Origin of the sequence: Pseudomonas lini, from assembly GCF_001042905.1 — a bacterium.
Taxonomy (GTDB): domain Bacteria; phylum Pseudomonadota; class Gammaproteobacteria; order Pseudomonadales; family Pseudomonadaceae; genus Aquipseudomonas; species Aquipseudomonas lini.
In genome coordinates this window covers 212,776-226,299 of the sequence record NZ_JYLB01000002.1, presented here as the reverse complement: position 1 = coordinate 226,299, position 13,524 = coordinate 212,776, and the positions used below count along the sequence as shown (strand labels likewise).

At 59.0% G+C, this 13,524-nt stretch carries 14 protein-coding genes and 1 pseudogene; 8 read left to right on the top strand and 7 right to left on the bottom strand.

What is annotated here, in order from left to right; translation table 11 throughout:
* Positions 1–34 precede the first annotated feature (34 nt).
* Positions 35–1,132: a PLP-dependent cysteine synthase family protein gene (locus TU81_RS05430; RefSeq protein WP_173667552.1), complete on the bottom strand. Its 1,098-nt coding sequence runs from the start codon at positions 1,130–1,132 to the stop codon at positions 35–37.
* 248 nt (positions 1,133–1,380) lie between these two features.
* On the opposite strand from TU81_RS05430, the gene nhaA reads away from it, so the two are divergent.
* The 3 genes from nhaA (at position 1,381) to TU81_RS05415 (ending at position 4,095) form a co-directional block, all read left to right on the top strand.
* Positions 1,381–2,589: a Na+/H+ antiporter NhaA gene (nhaA, locus tag TU81_RS05425; RefSeq protein WP_048393905.1), complete on the top strand. Its 1,209-nt coding sequence runs from the start codon at positions 1,381–1,383 to the stop codon at positions 2,587–2,589.
* A 100-nt stretch (positions 2,590–2,689) separates the two neighbouring features.
* Positions 2,690–3,874 carry a colicin E3/pyocin S6 family cytotoxin gene (locus tag TU81_RS05420; protein ID WP_048393903.1) on the top strand — a complete coding sequence of 395 codons (1,185 nt, stop codon included), beginning with the start codon at positions 2,690–2,692 and terminating at the stop codon, positions 3,872–3,874.
* Positions 3,871–4,095, top strand: coding sequence for a hypothetical protein (locus TU81_RS05415; protein ID WP_048393901.1), 225 nt, complete (start codon positions 3,871–3,873; stop codon positions 4,093–4,095). The genes TU81_RS05420 and TU81_RS05415 overlap by 4 nt, the downstream gene beginning before the upstream one ends.
* Positions 4,096–4,213: 118 nt before the next feature.
* Here the strand turns inward: TU81_RS05415 and TU81_RS31090 are convergent.
* A pseudogene (locus TU81_RS31090) lies at positions 4,214–4,330 on the bottom strand (hypothetical protein); the annotation flags it as partial.
* A 159-nt stretch (positions 4,331–4,489) separates the two neighbouring features.
* Between TU81_RS31090 and TU81_RS05410 the strand changes: the two are divergent.
* From TU81_RS05410 to TU81_RS05395, 4 genes are all read left to right on the top strand, one after another.
* A complete protein-coding gene (locus TU81_RS05410; protein ID WP_048393899.1) occupies positions 4,490–5,662 on the top strand; it encodes an S-type pyocin domain-containing protein in 1,173 nt (390 codons plus the stop codon).
* Positions 5,663–5,679: 17 nt separating this feature from the next.
* Positions 5,680–5,928: a pyocin S6 family toxin immunity protein gene (locus TU81_RS30665; RefSeq protein WP_048393897.1), complete on the top strand. Its 249-nt coding sequence runs from the start codon at positions 5,680–5,682 to the stop codon at positions 5,926–5,928.
* 170 nt (positions 5,929–6,098) lie between these two features.
* Positions 6,099–6,344: a pyocin S6 family toxin immunity protein gene (locus TU81_RS05400; RefSeq protein ID WP_048393894.1), complete on the top strand. Its 246-nt coding sequence runs from the start codon at positions 6,099–6,101 to the stop codon at positions 6,342–6,344.
* A 177-nt stretch (positions 6,345–6,521) separates the two neighbouring features.
* Positions 6,522–6,794 (top strand): pyocin S6 family toxin immunity protein, encoded by a 273-nt coding sequence (locus tag TU81_RS05395; RefSeq protein WP_313847566.1) that lies wholly within the window; start codon positions 6,522–6,524, stop codon positions 6,792–6,794.
* Between the two features lie 70 nt (positions 6,795–6,864).
* Here TU81_RS05395 and TU81_RS05390 read toward each other — a convergent pair whose 3' ends face one another.
* Positions 6,865–7,329 (bottom strand): outer membrane lipoprotein, encoded by a 465-nt coding sequence (locus TU81_RS05390; protein WP_048393893.1) that lies wholly within the window; start codon positions 7,327–7,329, stop codon positions 6,865–6,867.
* A gap of 169 nt (positions 7,330–7,498) precedes the next feature.
* Between TU81_RS05390 and TU81_RS05385 the strand changes: the two genes are divergently transcribed.
* Positions 7,499–7,735 (top strand): hypothetical protein, encoded by a 237-nt coding sequence (locus tag TU81_RS05385; protein WP_048393891.1) that lies wholly within the window; start codon positions 7,499–7,501, stop codon positions 7,733–7,735.
* A 5-nt stretch (positions 7,736–7,740) separates the two neighbouring features.
* Here the strand turns inward: TU81_RS05385 and pdxH are convergent, their stop codons facing one another.
* From pdxH to TU81_RS05365, 4 genes are all read right to left on the bottom strand, one after another.
* Entirely contained in the window at positions 7,741–8,388 is a 648-nt protein-coding gene (gene pdxH / locus TU81_RS05380; RefSeq protein ID WP_048393889.1) for a pyridoxamine 5'-phosphate oxidase, read from the bottom strand.
* A 24-nt stretch (positions 8,389–8,412) separates the two neighbouring features.
* Complete coding sequence (locus tag TU81_RS05375) at positions 8,413–9,510, bottom strand: OmpA family protein (RefSeq protein WP_048393886.1); 1,098 nt, start codon at positions 9,508–9,510, stop codon at positions 8,413–8,415.
* A gap of 112 nt (positions 9,511–9,622) precedes the next feature.
* Positions 9,623–10,768, bottom strand: coding sequence for an EstA family serine hydrolase (locus TU81_RS05370; RefSeq protein WP_038979232.1), 1,146 nt, complete (start codon positions 10,766–10,768; stop codon positions 9,623–9,625).
* A gap of 196 nt (positions 10,769–10,964) precedes the next feature.
* Positions 10,965–13,493: a beta-galactosidase gene (locus tag TU81_RS05365; protein WP_048393884.1), complete on the bottom strand. Its 2,529-nt coding sequence runs from the start codon at positions 13,491–13,493 to the stop codon at positions 10,965–10,967.
* Positions 13,494–13,524 lie beyond the last annotated feature (31 nt).

Genomic DNA, 13,524 nt, shown 5'->3' with positions numbered 1-13,524 from the left:
AGCAAGCCCGCTCCCACATTTGGTCTTCGGTGTGTCAGATGTTGGCGCGTAGTACCGTCGATGGCAGCGGCTCGCCACGCTCGACACTCGCCGCCACGGCATCCATCAAACCACTCAACTCATACCCCTGGGCCTTGAGCCAGGCCTGATCGTAATAGGTGGTGGCATAGCGCTCGCCGCCATCGCACAGAATCGCCACGATAGACCCCGACTCCCCTGCCGCCACCATCTGCTGGGCCGCCATCAAGGCGCCGATCAGGTTGGTCCCGCTCGATCCGCCAACCCGTCGCCCCAAACGCTGCGCCAGGTAATGCATGGCCGCCAGCGACAACGCGTCCGGCACTTTGACCATCGCATCGATCACCTTGGGCAGGAACGACGCTTCCACTCGCGGCCGGCCAATCCCTTCAATCCGTGACCCGCAATCCAGGCGCAGGCTGGCATCGCCGGTCTGGTAATAATCGAAGAACACCGAACGCTCGGCATCGGCGCACAGCACGCGGGAGCAGTGCTGGCGATAGCGCACGTATCGGCCGAGCGTCGCGGTGGTGCCGCCGGTGCCGGGGCTGGAAATCAGCCAGCTCGGTTCCGGGTGCTGCTCGAAACGCATCTGCTGGAAGATCGATTCGGCGATGTTGTTGTTCGCCCGCCAGTCGGTGGCGCGTTCAGCGTAGGTGAACTGATCGATGAAGTGCCCGTCGTGTTCGCGAGCCAGGCGTTCGGACTCGGCGTAGATCTGGGTCGGATCGTCCACCAGATGACTCTGGCCACCGTAGAACGCGATTTGCGCGATCTTCTCTTTGGAGGTGGTCGCCGGCATCACCGCAATGAATGGCAAGCCCAGCATTCGAGCGAAGTACGCCTCGGAAATCGCCGTCGAACCGCTGGAGGCTTCGATCACCGGCGCACCGGGTTTGAGCCAGCCGTTACACAGGGCGTAGAGGAACAACGAGCGCGCCAGCCGATGTTTCAGGCTGCCGGTGGGATGACTCGACTCATCCTTGAAATACAACTCGATGCCCGGCAACCCCGGCAGCGGCAAGGGGATCAGGTGAGTATCGGCGCTGCGCTGGAAGTCGGCTTCGATGATCCGGATGGCTTCGCGGGCCCACTGTCGGTTGTCGCTCATGATGGTTTTCTCGTTGAATCAGGCAAAGAGTCGGCCTTGTCGCAAGGCTCAGCCCACAAGCTTAGGAAAGAACCTACATCATGCACAGATACAGCTGAGGTCCAATACGTCCGGCAACTGCTAGGCTCAGGCCTTTGCTGACCGTCCGCGTTGTAACGGCATATAACAAAAAAGAATATAACTTTTGTTTTAACAACTAACGGTACGGGTTAGGGTGTGCCACCTTTTGAATTCATCGATGGAGAGCGACCTTGCCTCTGCGTAGCACGTTCACGCGTTTCTTTCAGTTGGAAGCTGCCAGCGGTCTGTTATTGATCGCCGCGGCCGCTCTCGCCCTGATCATCAACAATTCATCGCTGTCGTGGCTCTATAGCGGGCTGCTGGACACACCCGTGGTGGCTCAGATCGGCGCGCTGAAGATCGCCAAGCCGCTGCTGCTGTGGATCAACGACGGCCTGATGGCCCTGTTCTTCCTGCTGATCGGGCTGGAAGTGAAGCGCGAAGTCCTCGACGGCCAGCTGTCGAAACCGTCGCAAATCGTCCTGCCCGGCGCGGCGGCGATTGGCGGCATGGTGGTGCCGGCGCTGATTTACTGGTTCCTCAACCGCGACAACCCGTCCGCCCTGAGTGGCTGGGCCATCCCGACCGCCACCGACATCGCCTTCGCCCTCGGCGTACTGGCCCTGCTGGGCAAACGCGTGCCGGTGTCGCTGAAACTGTTCCTGATGACCCTGGCGATCATCGACGACCTGGGCGCGATTATCATCATCGCGATCTTCTATTCCGGCGCGCTGTCGACCTTGTCCCTGGCACTGGCTGCGGCCTGCATCGCGGCCTTGATCGGGATGAATCGACTCGGCGTGGTCAAGCTCGGGCCGTACATGATCATCGGGCTGATCCTCTGGGTCTGCGTGCTCAAGAGCGGCGTACACGCCACGCTGGCCGGCGTGACCCTGGCCTTCTGCATTCCCCTGCGCACGAAAAACGCCGAGCCTTCGCCGCTGCTGACCCTGGAACATGCCCTGCATCCGTGGGTGGCCTACGGCATCCTGCCGCTATTCGCCTTCGCCAACGCCGGCCTGTCCCTGAGCGGCGTGACCGTCGAAAGCTTCACCCACGACGTGCCGATGGGCATCGCCGTCGGCCTGCTGCTGGGCAAGATGGTCGGCGTGTTCGGCCTGACCTGGCTGGCGGTGAAAATCGGCATCGCCGCCCTGCCCCAAGGCGCCAACTGGGGCCAGGTGCTGGGTGTGGCGATCCTCTGCGGCATCGGTTTCACCATGAGCCTGTTTGTCGGCTCCCTGGCCTTCGTGCCTGGCGCCAGCGAATACGCCGGGATGGATCGAATGGGGATTCTGACCGGTTCGATTCTGGCGGCATTGATCGGTTATGCGGTGACGGCGGCGGCGAGTCGCAAGAGCACTACACCTGTTTTCCTGAGCGAAAAAGAACACTCTTAACGACATTCAGGATTCGTCCTACAGCCACGATTAGCCACGTTCGTTAACGTCGCGCAGCCCCTCTTCCGGGGTTGCCGATGAACGAGCGAAAGGACAATCAGTGGCTGGCAACAAGGACATTCCCCGGGTTCAAAACCCACCATCAGGCGACGGGCATCACGTCACCCACCGCTACATGACTGCCACCGAGTTGGCGGAGCGGGACGCCAGGCAAAATGCCTACGACGCCATGCTCGCCAGGCAGCAAGGCTTCGAAGACAGCCTTCAAGTCGCTGCGAAAAAGGACGACGTTGTCCGCGCGGGATGCGTGTTCGCCAAATCCTGCAAACTGCCCGATGCAATCATCGACTATACGAATCCCTCCGGCGTTGTTCCGACAGACAGCCTGAAAGACTACGGCGAACTGGTTCTGCTCGGCGCTCGCGAGGCTGATGAAAGCGGTGTCGTGCCGCTCAAGAAAATCAGTGGCCCTGCGATTCCGGCCGGTTTCGGCAGCTTTGCTTTGACCGGCTCAGCGTTCGCCGCACTGCCCGCTGTTGCCGCCAGCACCGTTGCCGCCACGCTGACGGGGCTGGTTGCACTGGTCATCCCGTCAAGCCTCGGCGACAGTTCCCTCTATACCGAAGATCAACTGCGATCCCTCAAACAGGCCCGCACTCGCGTTCGCCTGCGAGTCGAGCAACAGGCTGACGGCAGTCTCAAGGGATACGGTTTCTACACCGGTAAAAACCGTGACTGGGAAATGGTCGATGTCGTGCAATTCACCTTGCGCGGCAGTCAGCAAGTGGCTGACCTTGGGGACGGTATCGAGCTGATCTGGACACCGGCCGAGGACGGTTCAAATATCCTTGGCATCCCCGCGCTGGAAGCCGCACCGCAAGCGCCGCATATCTGGGTTTATCCGCCGACGAAGGCGGCTGACAGCATCATCGTTAACCCGGTGTATCCGCCTGAGTACAAGGACTTCATTCTTGTGTTTCCGGCGGATTCGGGGGTGTTGCCGGTTTATATTGTGGTGAGCAGGCCTCAGCTTAACTACCATCAAAAACCTGACTCTCTCCCAGCTTTTCCAGGTGCTAAATGGGCTACCCCAAAAACCCCAATCAAAGGTGGCGGAGGGTTGCGCCCACGATGGAAGGATAGAAGCGGAACGATTTACGAGTGGGACTTCCAGCATGGAGCCGTTGAAAAGTACAACAAGCGTGGAAAACACTTGGGGGAGTTCAACCATGAAACTGGCACTCAGAACAAACCAGCAGATCCAACAAGGAAGGTAGAACCATGAAGCATTTAATTATGGGGGTTCCGAAAGGCGAGGATTTTCCTTCATTTGAGAAGCAGATCCCTATTTCCACCACCGAACTCAAACTGATCATGGGATGGGAGACAGACGAAGACTCATTACATGACTATCGCCTTACCGAACAACAAATCATCGGTATAGAAAAAGCATGCTCACTCGATCTGCCTAAAAATCTCGAATTATTTCTGACCTCATACGACTAACGAGCTATCGAAAACGACTAGCATACGACGTCTGTCAGAACCCGCGCCATCCATGCCCCCCCCAAAAACAAAACCCCGACCAGTCACCTGATCGGGGTTTTGTTTTACCCGTTCCCGCTTAGTGCACAACGCGGCTCGTACCACTCACAGTAGAAACCCGCACCCGCTCACCCACGCGGAACACTTCGTTTGGCTGAACTTCCTGCCTGTAGGTGCGCTCGCTGGCATCGTCTTCACAGTGATTTCGACGCAGCACAGCGCTGCAATCCTGAGGCGTTAGAGAACCCTCTTAGTGACATTCAGGATTCGTCCTACAGCCACGATTAGCCACGTTCGTTAACGTCGAGCGGCCCCTCTTTCAGGGGTTGCCGATGGACGAATGAAAGGACAATCAGTGGCTGGCAACAAGGACATCCCCCGGGTGCAAAACCCACCGTCAGGCGACGGGCATCACGTTACCCACCGCTACATGACGGCCACCGAACTGACCGAGCGCGATGCCAGGCAAAATGCCTACGACGCCATGCTCGCAAGGCAGCAGGCCTTCGAAGATAGCCTTCAAGTCGCTACGAAAAAGGACAACGTTGTCCGCGCGGGATGCGTGTTCGCCAAATCCTGCAAACTGCCCGATGCAATCATCGACTATACGAATCCCTCCGGCGTTGTTCCGACAGACAGCCTGAAAGACTACGGCGAACTGGTTCTGCTCGGCGCTCGCGAGGCTGATGAAAGCGGTGTCGTGCCGCTCAAGAAAATCAGTGGCACTGCGATTCCGGCCGGTTTCGGCAGCTTTGCTTTGACCGGCTCAGCGTTCGCCGCACTGCCCGCTGTTGCCGCCAGCACCGCTGCGGCCACCCTGGCAGGCTTGGTGGCCCTGGTCATACCGTCGAGTCTTGGCGACAGCTCGCTCTACACCGAAGATCAACTGCGCGCCCTTAAACAGGCCCGTACCCGCGTGCGCCTGCAAGTCGAACAACAGGCTGATGGCAGTCTCAAGAGATACGGTTTCTATACCGGCAAAAACCGTGACTGGGAGATGGTCGATGTCGCGCAATTCACCTTGCGCGGCAATCAGCAAGTGGCTGATCTTGGGGACGGGATCGAGCTGATCTGGACACCGGCCGAGGACGGTTCAAATATCCTTGGCATCCCCGCGCTGGAAGCCGCACCGCAAGCGCCGCATATCTGGGTTTATCCGCCGACGAAAGCGGCTGACAGCATCATCGTGAATCCGGTGTATCCGCCTGAGTACAAGGATTTTATTCTTGTGTTTCCGGCGGATTCGGGGGTGTTGCCCTTATATGTGGTGATTTCACGGCCTATGGCTGGCGATCACGGTTATCACATGCCGCCAGAGGTGCTACCTGCTTTTCCAGATGCTGTTCTGGTTCGCAAGAAAGGAAATCGTAAACGCTGGGAAAGTAAGAGACGTATTTATGAATGGGACTATCAACACGGAGCCGTCGAAGTGTACAACTGGGACGGAGATCATCTAGGCGAATTCGATGCAAAAACGGGCGAGAAGACTGGTAAAGCAAAGCCTGAGAGACGCACATCGACAAAATAGCAATCGAGAAATTAAGAATGATATTTATAGCTCTCACCGGATTTTTCCCCGAGCCAAACTCAGATAATTCTCTCCAATATCAAAAGAATGTACCGCAAGCCTTAGAGGCGGCCGTTCTTAATGTTATGGGATGGTCATCCCTAAGGGACGTGCCAATGGGCGAGCACGAATTAACCGCCAATCAAGCCAAAGAAATTATGGAGCTCGTTAGCACGCCATACAGGGGCGACCTGATGTACTGCATGGGTCTCTGTAGCAACGACTAACGATATTGAATCTACATAACTGAAAGCAGCAGACACAAAAACCCCGACCAGCTCACCTGATCGGTTTTTCTCTCTTTCACTTTGCGAATTCGATACAAAAACGGGCGTGCAGACTGGTAAAGCAAAGCCTGAGAGACGCACATCGACAAAGCAATGGTGAGGAAAAAAGGATGGTATTTATCGAAATCTCCGGTTTCTTCGACGAGCCGAACCCGGACGATTCATTGCAATACGAAAAGGATGTGCCGCAGGCCTTAGAGGGAGCGGTGCTTAATGTCATGGGCTGGTCAACCTTGTGGGATGTACCCATGGGCGAGCACAAATTATCCCCCGCTCAAGCCAGCACGATTATGAAACTGGTTGGCGACTCTTTCAGAGAAGACTTGGTGTACTACATGGGACTTTGCCAAGACTAACGATACTGATCGTCCCCACGCTCCGCGTGGGGATGCCGCCGGGGACGCTCTGCGTTCCGCTGGCCACGCCAAGCTTGAGTCCTGCGCACTGATGACGCGGAGCGTCACGACATGCATTCCCACGCGGAGCGTGGGAACGATCAGAAAAAATGCGAAGCCAGGTAGAAGGACCTCAAGATGACTGAAGAGAAAAAAACCATGCGCTACCTATCCATCACCGGTTTTTACCCCGATGAAAAACAGGATGATTCGTTGCAGTTCGAACTGACCATCAAAGACTATGAATTGAACCAGGCATTGGCCCAATTGACCGAGTCAAAAAGCTCTGAAGAAATAGAACCTGGGGAGCTTGAGCTGACGGTAAGCCAGATCCTACAAATCGCGGATCTACTCAACGTCGACTTCCCAAAAGACTTGGAATATTTCATCGGCACCCGCTCCGCATCCTGACCTGCCCCCAAAAAACAAAAAACCCCGACCAGTCACCTGATCGGGGTTTTCTTTTACCCTTCGCTCCCGCTTAGTGCGTAACGCGGCTAGTCCCATCAACCGTAGCAATCCGCACACGCTCACCAACACGGAACACTTCGTTTTCCTGAACCTGTTGTACGTAGGCGCGCATGCTGCCATCGTCTTCGCGCACGGTGATTTCAACACCTTGAGTGCGCGTCAGGCCTTCTTCGGCAGCTGAGCCCATCAGGCCGCCGGCGACAGCGCCGATGACCGCTGCGACGATGCTGCCACGACCGCCGCCGATGGCGCTACCGCCGACACCACCCACGACTGCACCAGCGGCGCTGCCGATCGGGGTTTTAGTGCCTTCGATTTTCACCGGGCGCAGGGCTTCGATGGTACCCATGCGAATCGTCTGCACGCGACGCGCTTCGTCACGGGAGTAGGAGTCACCGGTCAAGCTCGATTGGCAGCCAGTGAGCAACATCGCCATCGTGGAAAAGGAAGCAACCAGCAGAACAGACTTACGCATAGCATCAAACTCCATAGGACAGGTATCCATTAAACTCCGCAGCTTGACGCCTGTCACGACTTCACCCGGATAAAATTGGTTTCATTCAGGCCCGATACAGGCGCTTTTTCGAACTCAGCACACAGTAGCGTCAAATTACAAAATCTGCGCCGCTGACCCAAGGATTTTCATGGATTACTTCATCATTGTCGTCACGACCGTCGCCGGCTTGTACTTCCATTGGTGGTTGTACGTGCGGATCAAACGCTGGATGGACCGTGATCTGGCGTTGTCACTGGCGGGTAAAGACGATCAGAAAAGAGCCTTCATGCTTCAGCAACTGGCGAACGCTCAAGCGCAGAAGATCAAGCGACGGGACCTGCCTCAGTGGCTGGAGGCCGCTGCGGCAGGGTATCCCGATCGGTAGATTGTTTACGGCGCCAGGCGTTCGCGAACCCAGTCGGTGCCTTGCAAGCGGTAGTTGAGGCGATCGTGCAGACGGCTCGGACGGCCCTGCCAGAACTCGATGCGCTCGGGTAGCAAGCGATAACCGCCCCAGTGCTCGGGGCAGTGAGGCTGGGTGTCGCTGAAACGTTGCTCGGTGTTCTTGAGCAACGCTTCCAGTTCGCCGCGATCGGCGATCACCCGGCTCTGGGGTGAGGCCCAGGCACCGAGACGGCTGCCCAGAGGACGAACCTGATAATAAGCGTCGGACTCTTCAGGCGTGACCTTCACCACCCGCCCTTCGATGCGCACCTGGCGCTCCAGGGCTGGCCAAAAGAACGTCATGGCCGCAAATGGATTGACTGCCAGTTGCTGACCCTTGTCGCTTTCGTAGTTGGTGAAGAAGGTGAAGCCCTGCTCGTCCAAACCTTTGAGCAGCAGGATGCGGCAATGCGGCCGACCGTCCTGATCGACGGTGGCCAGCGTCATGGCATTCGCCTCCACCGGTACCTGCTCGGTTTTCACCGCGTCGGCAAACCACTGATGGAACAGCGCGAACGGCTCGGCCGGAGCTTGCGCCTCGGTCAGGCCATCTCGGGTGTAGTCGCGACGCATATCTGCCAAGGGCCGGGTCATGGCGCATTCCTTTTGGTTAACGAATCACTTCTTTGTGTCATCGGCGACAGCGACTTTCTTGGTGTCGACAGCGGCTTTGGCGGGCGCAGTCTTTTTCACCACGGCTTTTTTGGCTGGAGCCTTGGCAGCCGCTTTCTTGGCCGGTGCCTTTTTCGTCGCCGGCACAGCCGCTTTCTTCGCAGCAGGCGCCGGGGTCACAGGCTTGGCCACTGGCTTGATGTCTTGCGCAGCGATCATAGTTTTCACCGGTGCAGGAGCCGGCATGTTGTACTTGCTCAGCAACGCGACCATGGTGTTTGCCGGCGTCACCAACAGCTCGACGCGACGGTTCAAGGCACGGCCTTCGGAACTGTCGTTGGCGGCACGCGGAGCCTCACCACCCATGCCGCGCAGCATCAGGCGATCACGCTGCAGACCGCTGAGACGGAAGATCGCCGCCACCGACTGGGCGCGCTCCTGGCTCAGCTTCACATTGGCCGGTGCGGCGCCCGACGTATCACTGTGACCGAGTACCAGCACGGCGGTCTTTGGATCGACTTCGAGGATTTTCGCAACACGGGTGAACGGGCCGAGGGTTACCGGCAGCAGCATGGCCGGACGGTCAGGGTTGAACGAGCCTTCTACCGGTGCCGTGACGACCAGCACGTTTTCGCGACGCTCAAGTTTCAGGTTGCTGTCCTTGATCGCCTCGCGCAGACGTGGTTCGTAGTCGTCGAGCCAGGCCTGGGTGACTTTCGGGTCGGGCATTGGCACGGCTTTGACGGTGCTCTGCTCCTTGCCGCCGAACGGCCACCACCAGTTGCCACCGGCATCGGCTTCAGCCTTGGCCACAGCGACCGGTTTGGCTTCAGGTTTAACTTCCGGCTTCACGTCCGGTTTGGCCGCTTTGTCGGCAGCGTCATCGGAACCGAACGGCCAGTACCAAGGGGATGCACTGTCAGCCTTGGCGACAGGGGCTGTTGCAGCAGGTTTCAGCGGGGCCGGGGCCGGCTCTTTGGTCGCAACCTTGTCGGAAGAACCGAACGGCCACCAGCTGCCGCCGTCTGCGTCATTTTGTGGAGTTTGTGCGCAACCGGTGATAGCGAAGCACAGGGCCAGGGCGAGAGTTTTATTGGATGACATTGGATATCCACAAAATGAAGTAATGAAAAATCAGACCGGGTTAGCCCGGATAAACAGCGCTTTGAAACCACAAAGGCTTTCGGGTTCCGGCCCTGGCCCCCTTAAGCGTGATTTACAGACAAGTGGCCAGTACTCGCACAAGCTTTTGCGCTCGTGGATCCATCAAGACGTACGGCCCCAGGGTATTTGTCACAAAGCCGAAGGCCACATCGTATTCCGGGTCAGCAAAACCGGTGGAACCGCCGGCGCCCGGGTGACCGAACGCCCGTGGGCCGAGGCCATAGGTGGCGTTGGGTACGTCCGGTTGATCGAGCATGCAACCCAGGCCGAAGCGGGTCCGGGTCAATAAAGTCTTGTCTTCGCCGATGCTGTGTTCGCGGGTCAGCTCGTCGAGCATTTCGCTTTCCAGCAAGCTGCCGTCGAGCAGACCGGCGTAGAACCCGGCCAGGCTGCGGGCATTGCCATGACCATTGGCGGCCGGCTGCTGCATACGTCGCCATTCCGGTTTGTTGGTACTGGTCATTATAGACGGCGGGTTGGTGAAGGCCCGGGTGCTCATGGCCGTCGGTTCGCGCATGGTCACTTGCAGCAAGCGCTGGGCCGCGGCATCGCCGAGGTTGCCCTTGCCACGGGCGATGTGCGCCACGCGATGGAACTCTTTGTCGGCGAGGCCGACGTGGAAGTCCAGCCCCAAAGGCTTCGCGACCCGTGCCACGATGGATTCGCCCGGCCCACGACCGTCGGCGCGACGCAGTAACTCACCGACCAGCCAACCATAGGTGATCGCCGCATAACCGTGACCTTCACCCGGCGTCCACCATGGCGCTTCGGCGGCCAGGGCATCGACCATGGTCTGCCAGTCGTAAAGTGCTTCAGGGGCCAGCAACTCGCGCAGCGCCGGCAGGCCGGCCTGATGGCAGAGCAAGTGGCGCAGGGTCACGGTTTCTTTGCCGGCGGCGGCGAACTCGGGCCAGTAACGGGCGACCGGGGCATCCAGTTGCAGTTTGCCTTCGGCCACCAGTTGCAGCGCGGTCACGGCGGTGAAGGTCTTGGTGCAGGAAAACAGGTTGGCAATGGTGTCGCTGTGCCAGGCTTCGGTGCCGTCCTTGTCGGCGGTACCGCCCCAGAGGTCAAGAACGGTTTCCCCGCCAATGCGGATGCACAATGCCGCGCCACGCTCCTGAGGATCGTCGAAAAGTGCCGCAAACGCTTCGCGCACCGCTTCGAACTTAAGCTCGTAATGACCCTGAATCTGCACCCGCAACTCTCCCGGATAAACGCTCTACAAAGTGGCCCGCATTGTTCCAGCCCTTGAGGGTTTTGGGAACAGGGTCGGGCCGGGCGGTCAATTCAAGATCAAGATCAAAAGATCGCAGCCTGCGGCAGCTCCTACAGTGAGGTTGAGTACACCCTGTAGGAGCTGCCGAAGGCTGCGATCTTGGCGATCTCAGGGATTAATGGCCATTAGCGGAATGTCCGCCCGCATGGCCAGCGCCCTCCCCTGGGCCTTTGCCTGCCTCACCTTTCCTGCCGCCCTCGGCATCGTGACTAGCTTTTTCCGCCTCGGCCCTAGCCTTCTCGGCCTCTTTGCCAAGTTGATCGACGGTCAACAAGTTGCTTTTGCGCACACTCTCGACAAAGCCCTGGAACGGCAGATCAGTAATACCCACCAGCCCGAAATGACCGTTCTCACCGTCCAGCAGGCGACCCGTCACCGGTTGATCTAGGTACTGGAACCAGTGCACCCCGACAATCGACGGTTCGCTCATCGCTTGTTTGAGGAAGTTGGCGTAGGCAGGGCCGCGGTCTTCTTCTTTCGCCAGTTCTGTTACGCCACCCCAGAACGGGCCGCGATCCTTTGATCCGAAATTGAATTCGGTGATCAGCACCGGCTTATCCAGGCTGCGCAGTCTGGCGAAGTCGTAACCGTCCTGGGGTTGCAGGGTGTACATATTGAAGCTCAACACGTCGCAGTATTGCGCGCAGGACTCGACGGCTTCAGGGGTGCTGACAGCAAAGCGGCCACCCAACAACAACTGGTTCGGCGCATGCCATTTGAGCGAGTCGGAAACGGTTTTGAAGTAGGTGTCGGCGAACACTTTCTGGAAGTATTTGAAGTCGGCTTCGATTTCCGGGTATTCGGCGCTCGGCTGCGGTGGCACGAAGCCCGGGTCTTCCATCAATTCCCAGGCCGGCAGATCAATGCCCCAAGCTTTGGAAAGCCCCGCTTGGTTGCGGTACTTGTCGCGCAGCTGTTTGAGGAAGGCACGTTTGGCCGGCACATCGGTGGTCATTTTCAAAGTGCCGTAGGCCAGCGCGTAACGGGCCTTCGGGTCATCGCCGGGACCGGCCCAGGCCAGTTCATTGTCGGCGAAGTAACCGATCAGCCACGGATCGTCTCGATGGTCGCGGGCGGCGATGGCCACGGCGCGTTCGGTGGCCATGGCGAAACGCGGATCGAACGGGTCGGGCATGCCGCCCCACCAATCGGTGCCGGTGCTGATGCTGGCGTAATCGCCGACGATCGACAGCGGCAAGGTGTACGGCACTCGGTCAGCGTTGCCAAACACCGGCGCGCTCCAGTTGCCGAGCGTATTGAAACCCCAGGCTTGCAGACGATCGAGGGTATGACTGGCCCAGCGTTGTTCGTCGAAAACCACTTTGCAGGGTTCGGTGGTCGCTTGCTCGGCGGCTTTTTCGACTGACGCTTCAACGGCGCCGGTCTTGGCCGCGTCGGCAACCCCGGCCGCGGATTCGGTCGCCGCAGGAGGGGCTGATTGCTCGGCGATCTTATCAGCCGTCGCCTCGACCGCATTGGCCTTGGCCGCTTCGGCAACACCAGCCTTGGTCTCGCTGCCCGGTGCGCAAGGTTTGCCATACAGACGCTGCAGGTTGGCGCCATAGAAATCGTACCAGCGACCGGCGTTGTAGGCTCGGCCCTGATCAACGCCATTGCCGCCACGGTTGTCGCCTTCGCCATAATAGCTGGCAAGGGGCTCGTCGGGTTTGGGCAGGGATTCGAACATCCACTCGCGACCGGCGACGTAGGTCTGGTTGACGCTTGGGTTCACGCTGTTGACGCCGAGGGAATAGAACGGATGCCCTTCCGGCGTCACCAGATACCAGCGGCCGTCACGCTTTTCAGTGCGGAAAAAGCCGCTGGCCTTGAACGCCGGGCCTTTGGTCCAGCCGCCGAACTTGTCCAGGGACTGCTTCTCGCGCTCGGCCAGCCAGGTTTTCAATTGTTGCTGTTCTTTGGCCGCAGCGGATTTCAATTGCTCGTCGCTGTTGACCTTCTCCGGCCACTTGGCCCTGGTCGATTGGCCGTAGGCGTCTACCAGACCGCCATAAGCGGCCTTGGTGACAGCCTCGCCGTCCTGCACGCCGAAACGTTCGAGCAGGATGCTTTGGGCGACTTTCGGCTGATCCATCGACAAAGTCACTGACACCACTTGGCTGCGGTCCAGCTCACCGGCGCTGCTGGCCAGCAATACACGCTGGCCTTCGAAGTTGATCGGCATCGGCGGGCCGGCTTTCATCCCCTGGCTCAGCGGCGAACTGGCAACCAAAGGCACCAGCAGGGTTTGCGCAGGGCCGGCCGGCAGATCGATACGGCTGACCAGTGTCTTGCCATCATTGCTCTGGATTTTCACGTACAGGGTCACGGCCCAGTTCATCGCGCTCTGGATCCGCAGGCTCATGACACCCGACTGCGACCAGTCCCAGGCACCGGTCTGCGGCGTCAGGCGCAACGTCGGCTGGGCGACCGGGTTGAAGGTCACGCGGCGCAGCACTTCGCCTTCGGCCGTTTGCTCCGCGTTGGATTGCGGCAGGCTGGCGTCCTGGGTCGCCACCTGGACCACGTCGGCGGGACGCACAAAGTTGAACAACGTCTGCTGGCCGGCAGGGGCCGCCAGCAAAGGAGCTGCGAACATCAAGGCAAAAACGGCAGGTAACGACCGGCGCAGCGAACGGCGAATCATAAGAACGTGGATCTCCCAAGCGACCATCAAT

Coding starts and splice junctions, on each gene's coding strand:
- pdxH (WP_048393889.1), bottom strand. CDS start 8,388: ATGACCCGGCCCTTGGCAGATATGCGTCGCGACTACACCCGAGATGGC.
- TU81_RS05390 (WP_048393893.1), bottom strand. CDS start 7,329: ATGCGTAAGTCTGTTCTGCTGGTTGCTTCCTTTTCCACGATGGCGATG.
- TU81_RS05375 (WP_048393886.1), bottom strand. CDS start 9,510: ATGTCATCCAATAAAACTCTCGCCCTGGCCCTGTGCTTCGCTATCACC.
- TU81_RS05400 (WP_048393894.1), top strand. CDS start 6,099: ATGGTATTTATCGAAATCTCCGGTTTCTTCGACGAGCCGAACCCGGAC.
- TU81_RS05395 (WP_313847566.1), top strand. CDS start 6,522: ATGACTGAAGAGAAAAAAACCATGCGCTACCTATCCATCACCGGTTTT.
- TU81_RS05365 (WP_048393884.1), bottom strand. CDS start 13,493: ATGATTCGCCGTTCGCTGCGCCGGTCGTTACCTGCCGTTTTTGCCTTG.
- TU81_RS05415 (WP_048393901.1), top strand. CDS start 3,871: ATGAAGCATTTAATTATGGGGGTTCCGAAAGGCGAGGATTTTCCTTCA.
- TU81_RS30665 (WP_048393897.1), top strand. CDS start 5,680: ATGATATTTATAGCTCTCACCGGATTTTTCCCCGAGCCAAACTCAGAT.
- TU81_RS05385 (WP_048393891.1), top strand. CDS start 7,499: ATGGATTACTTCATCATTGTCGTCACGACCGTCGCCGGCTTGTACTTC.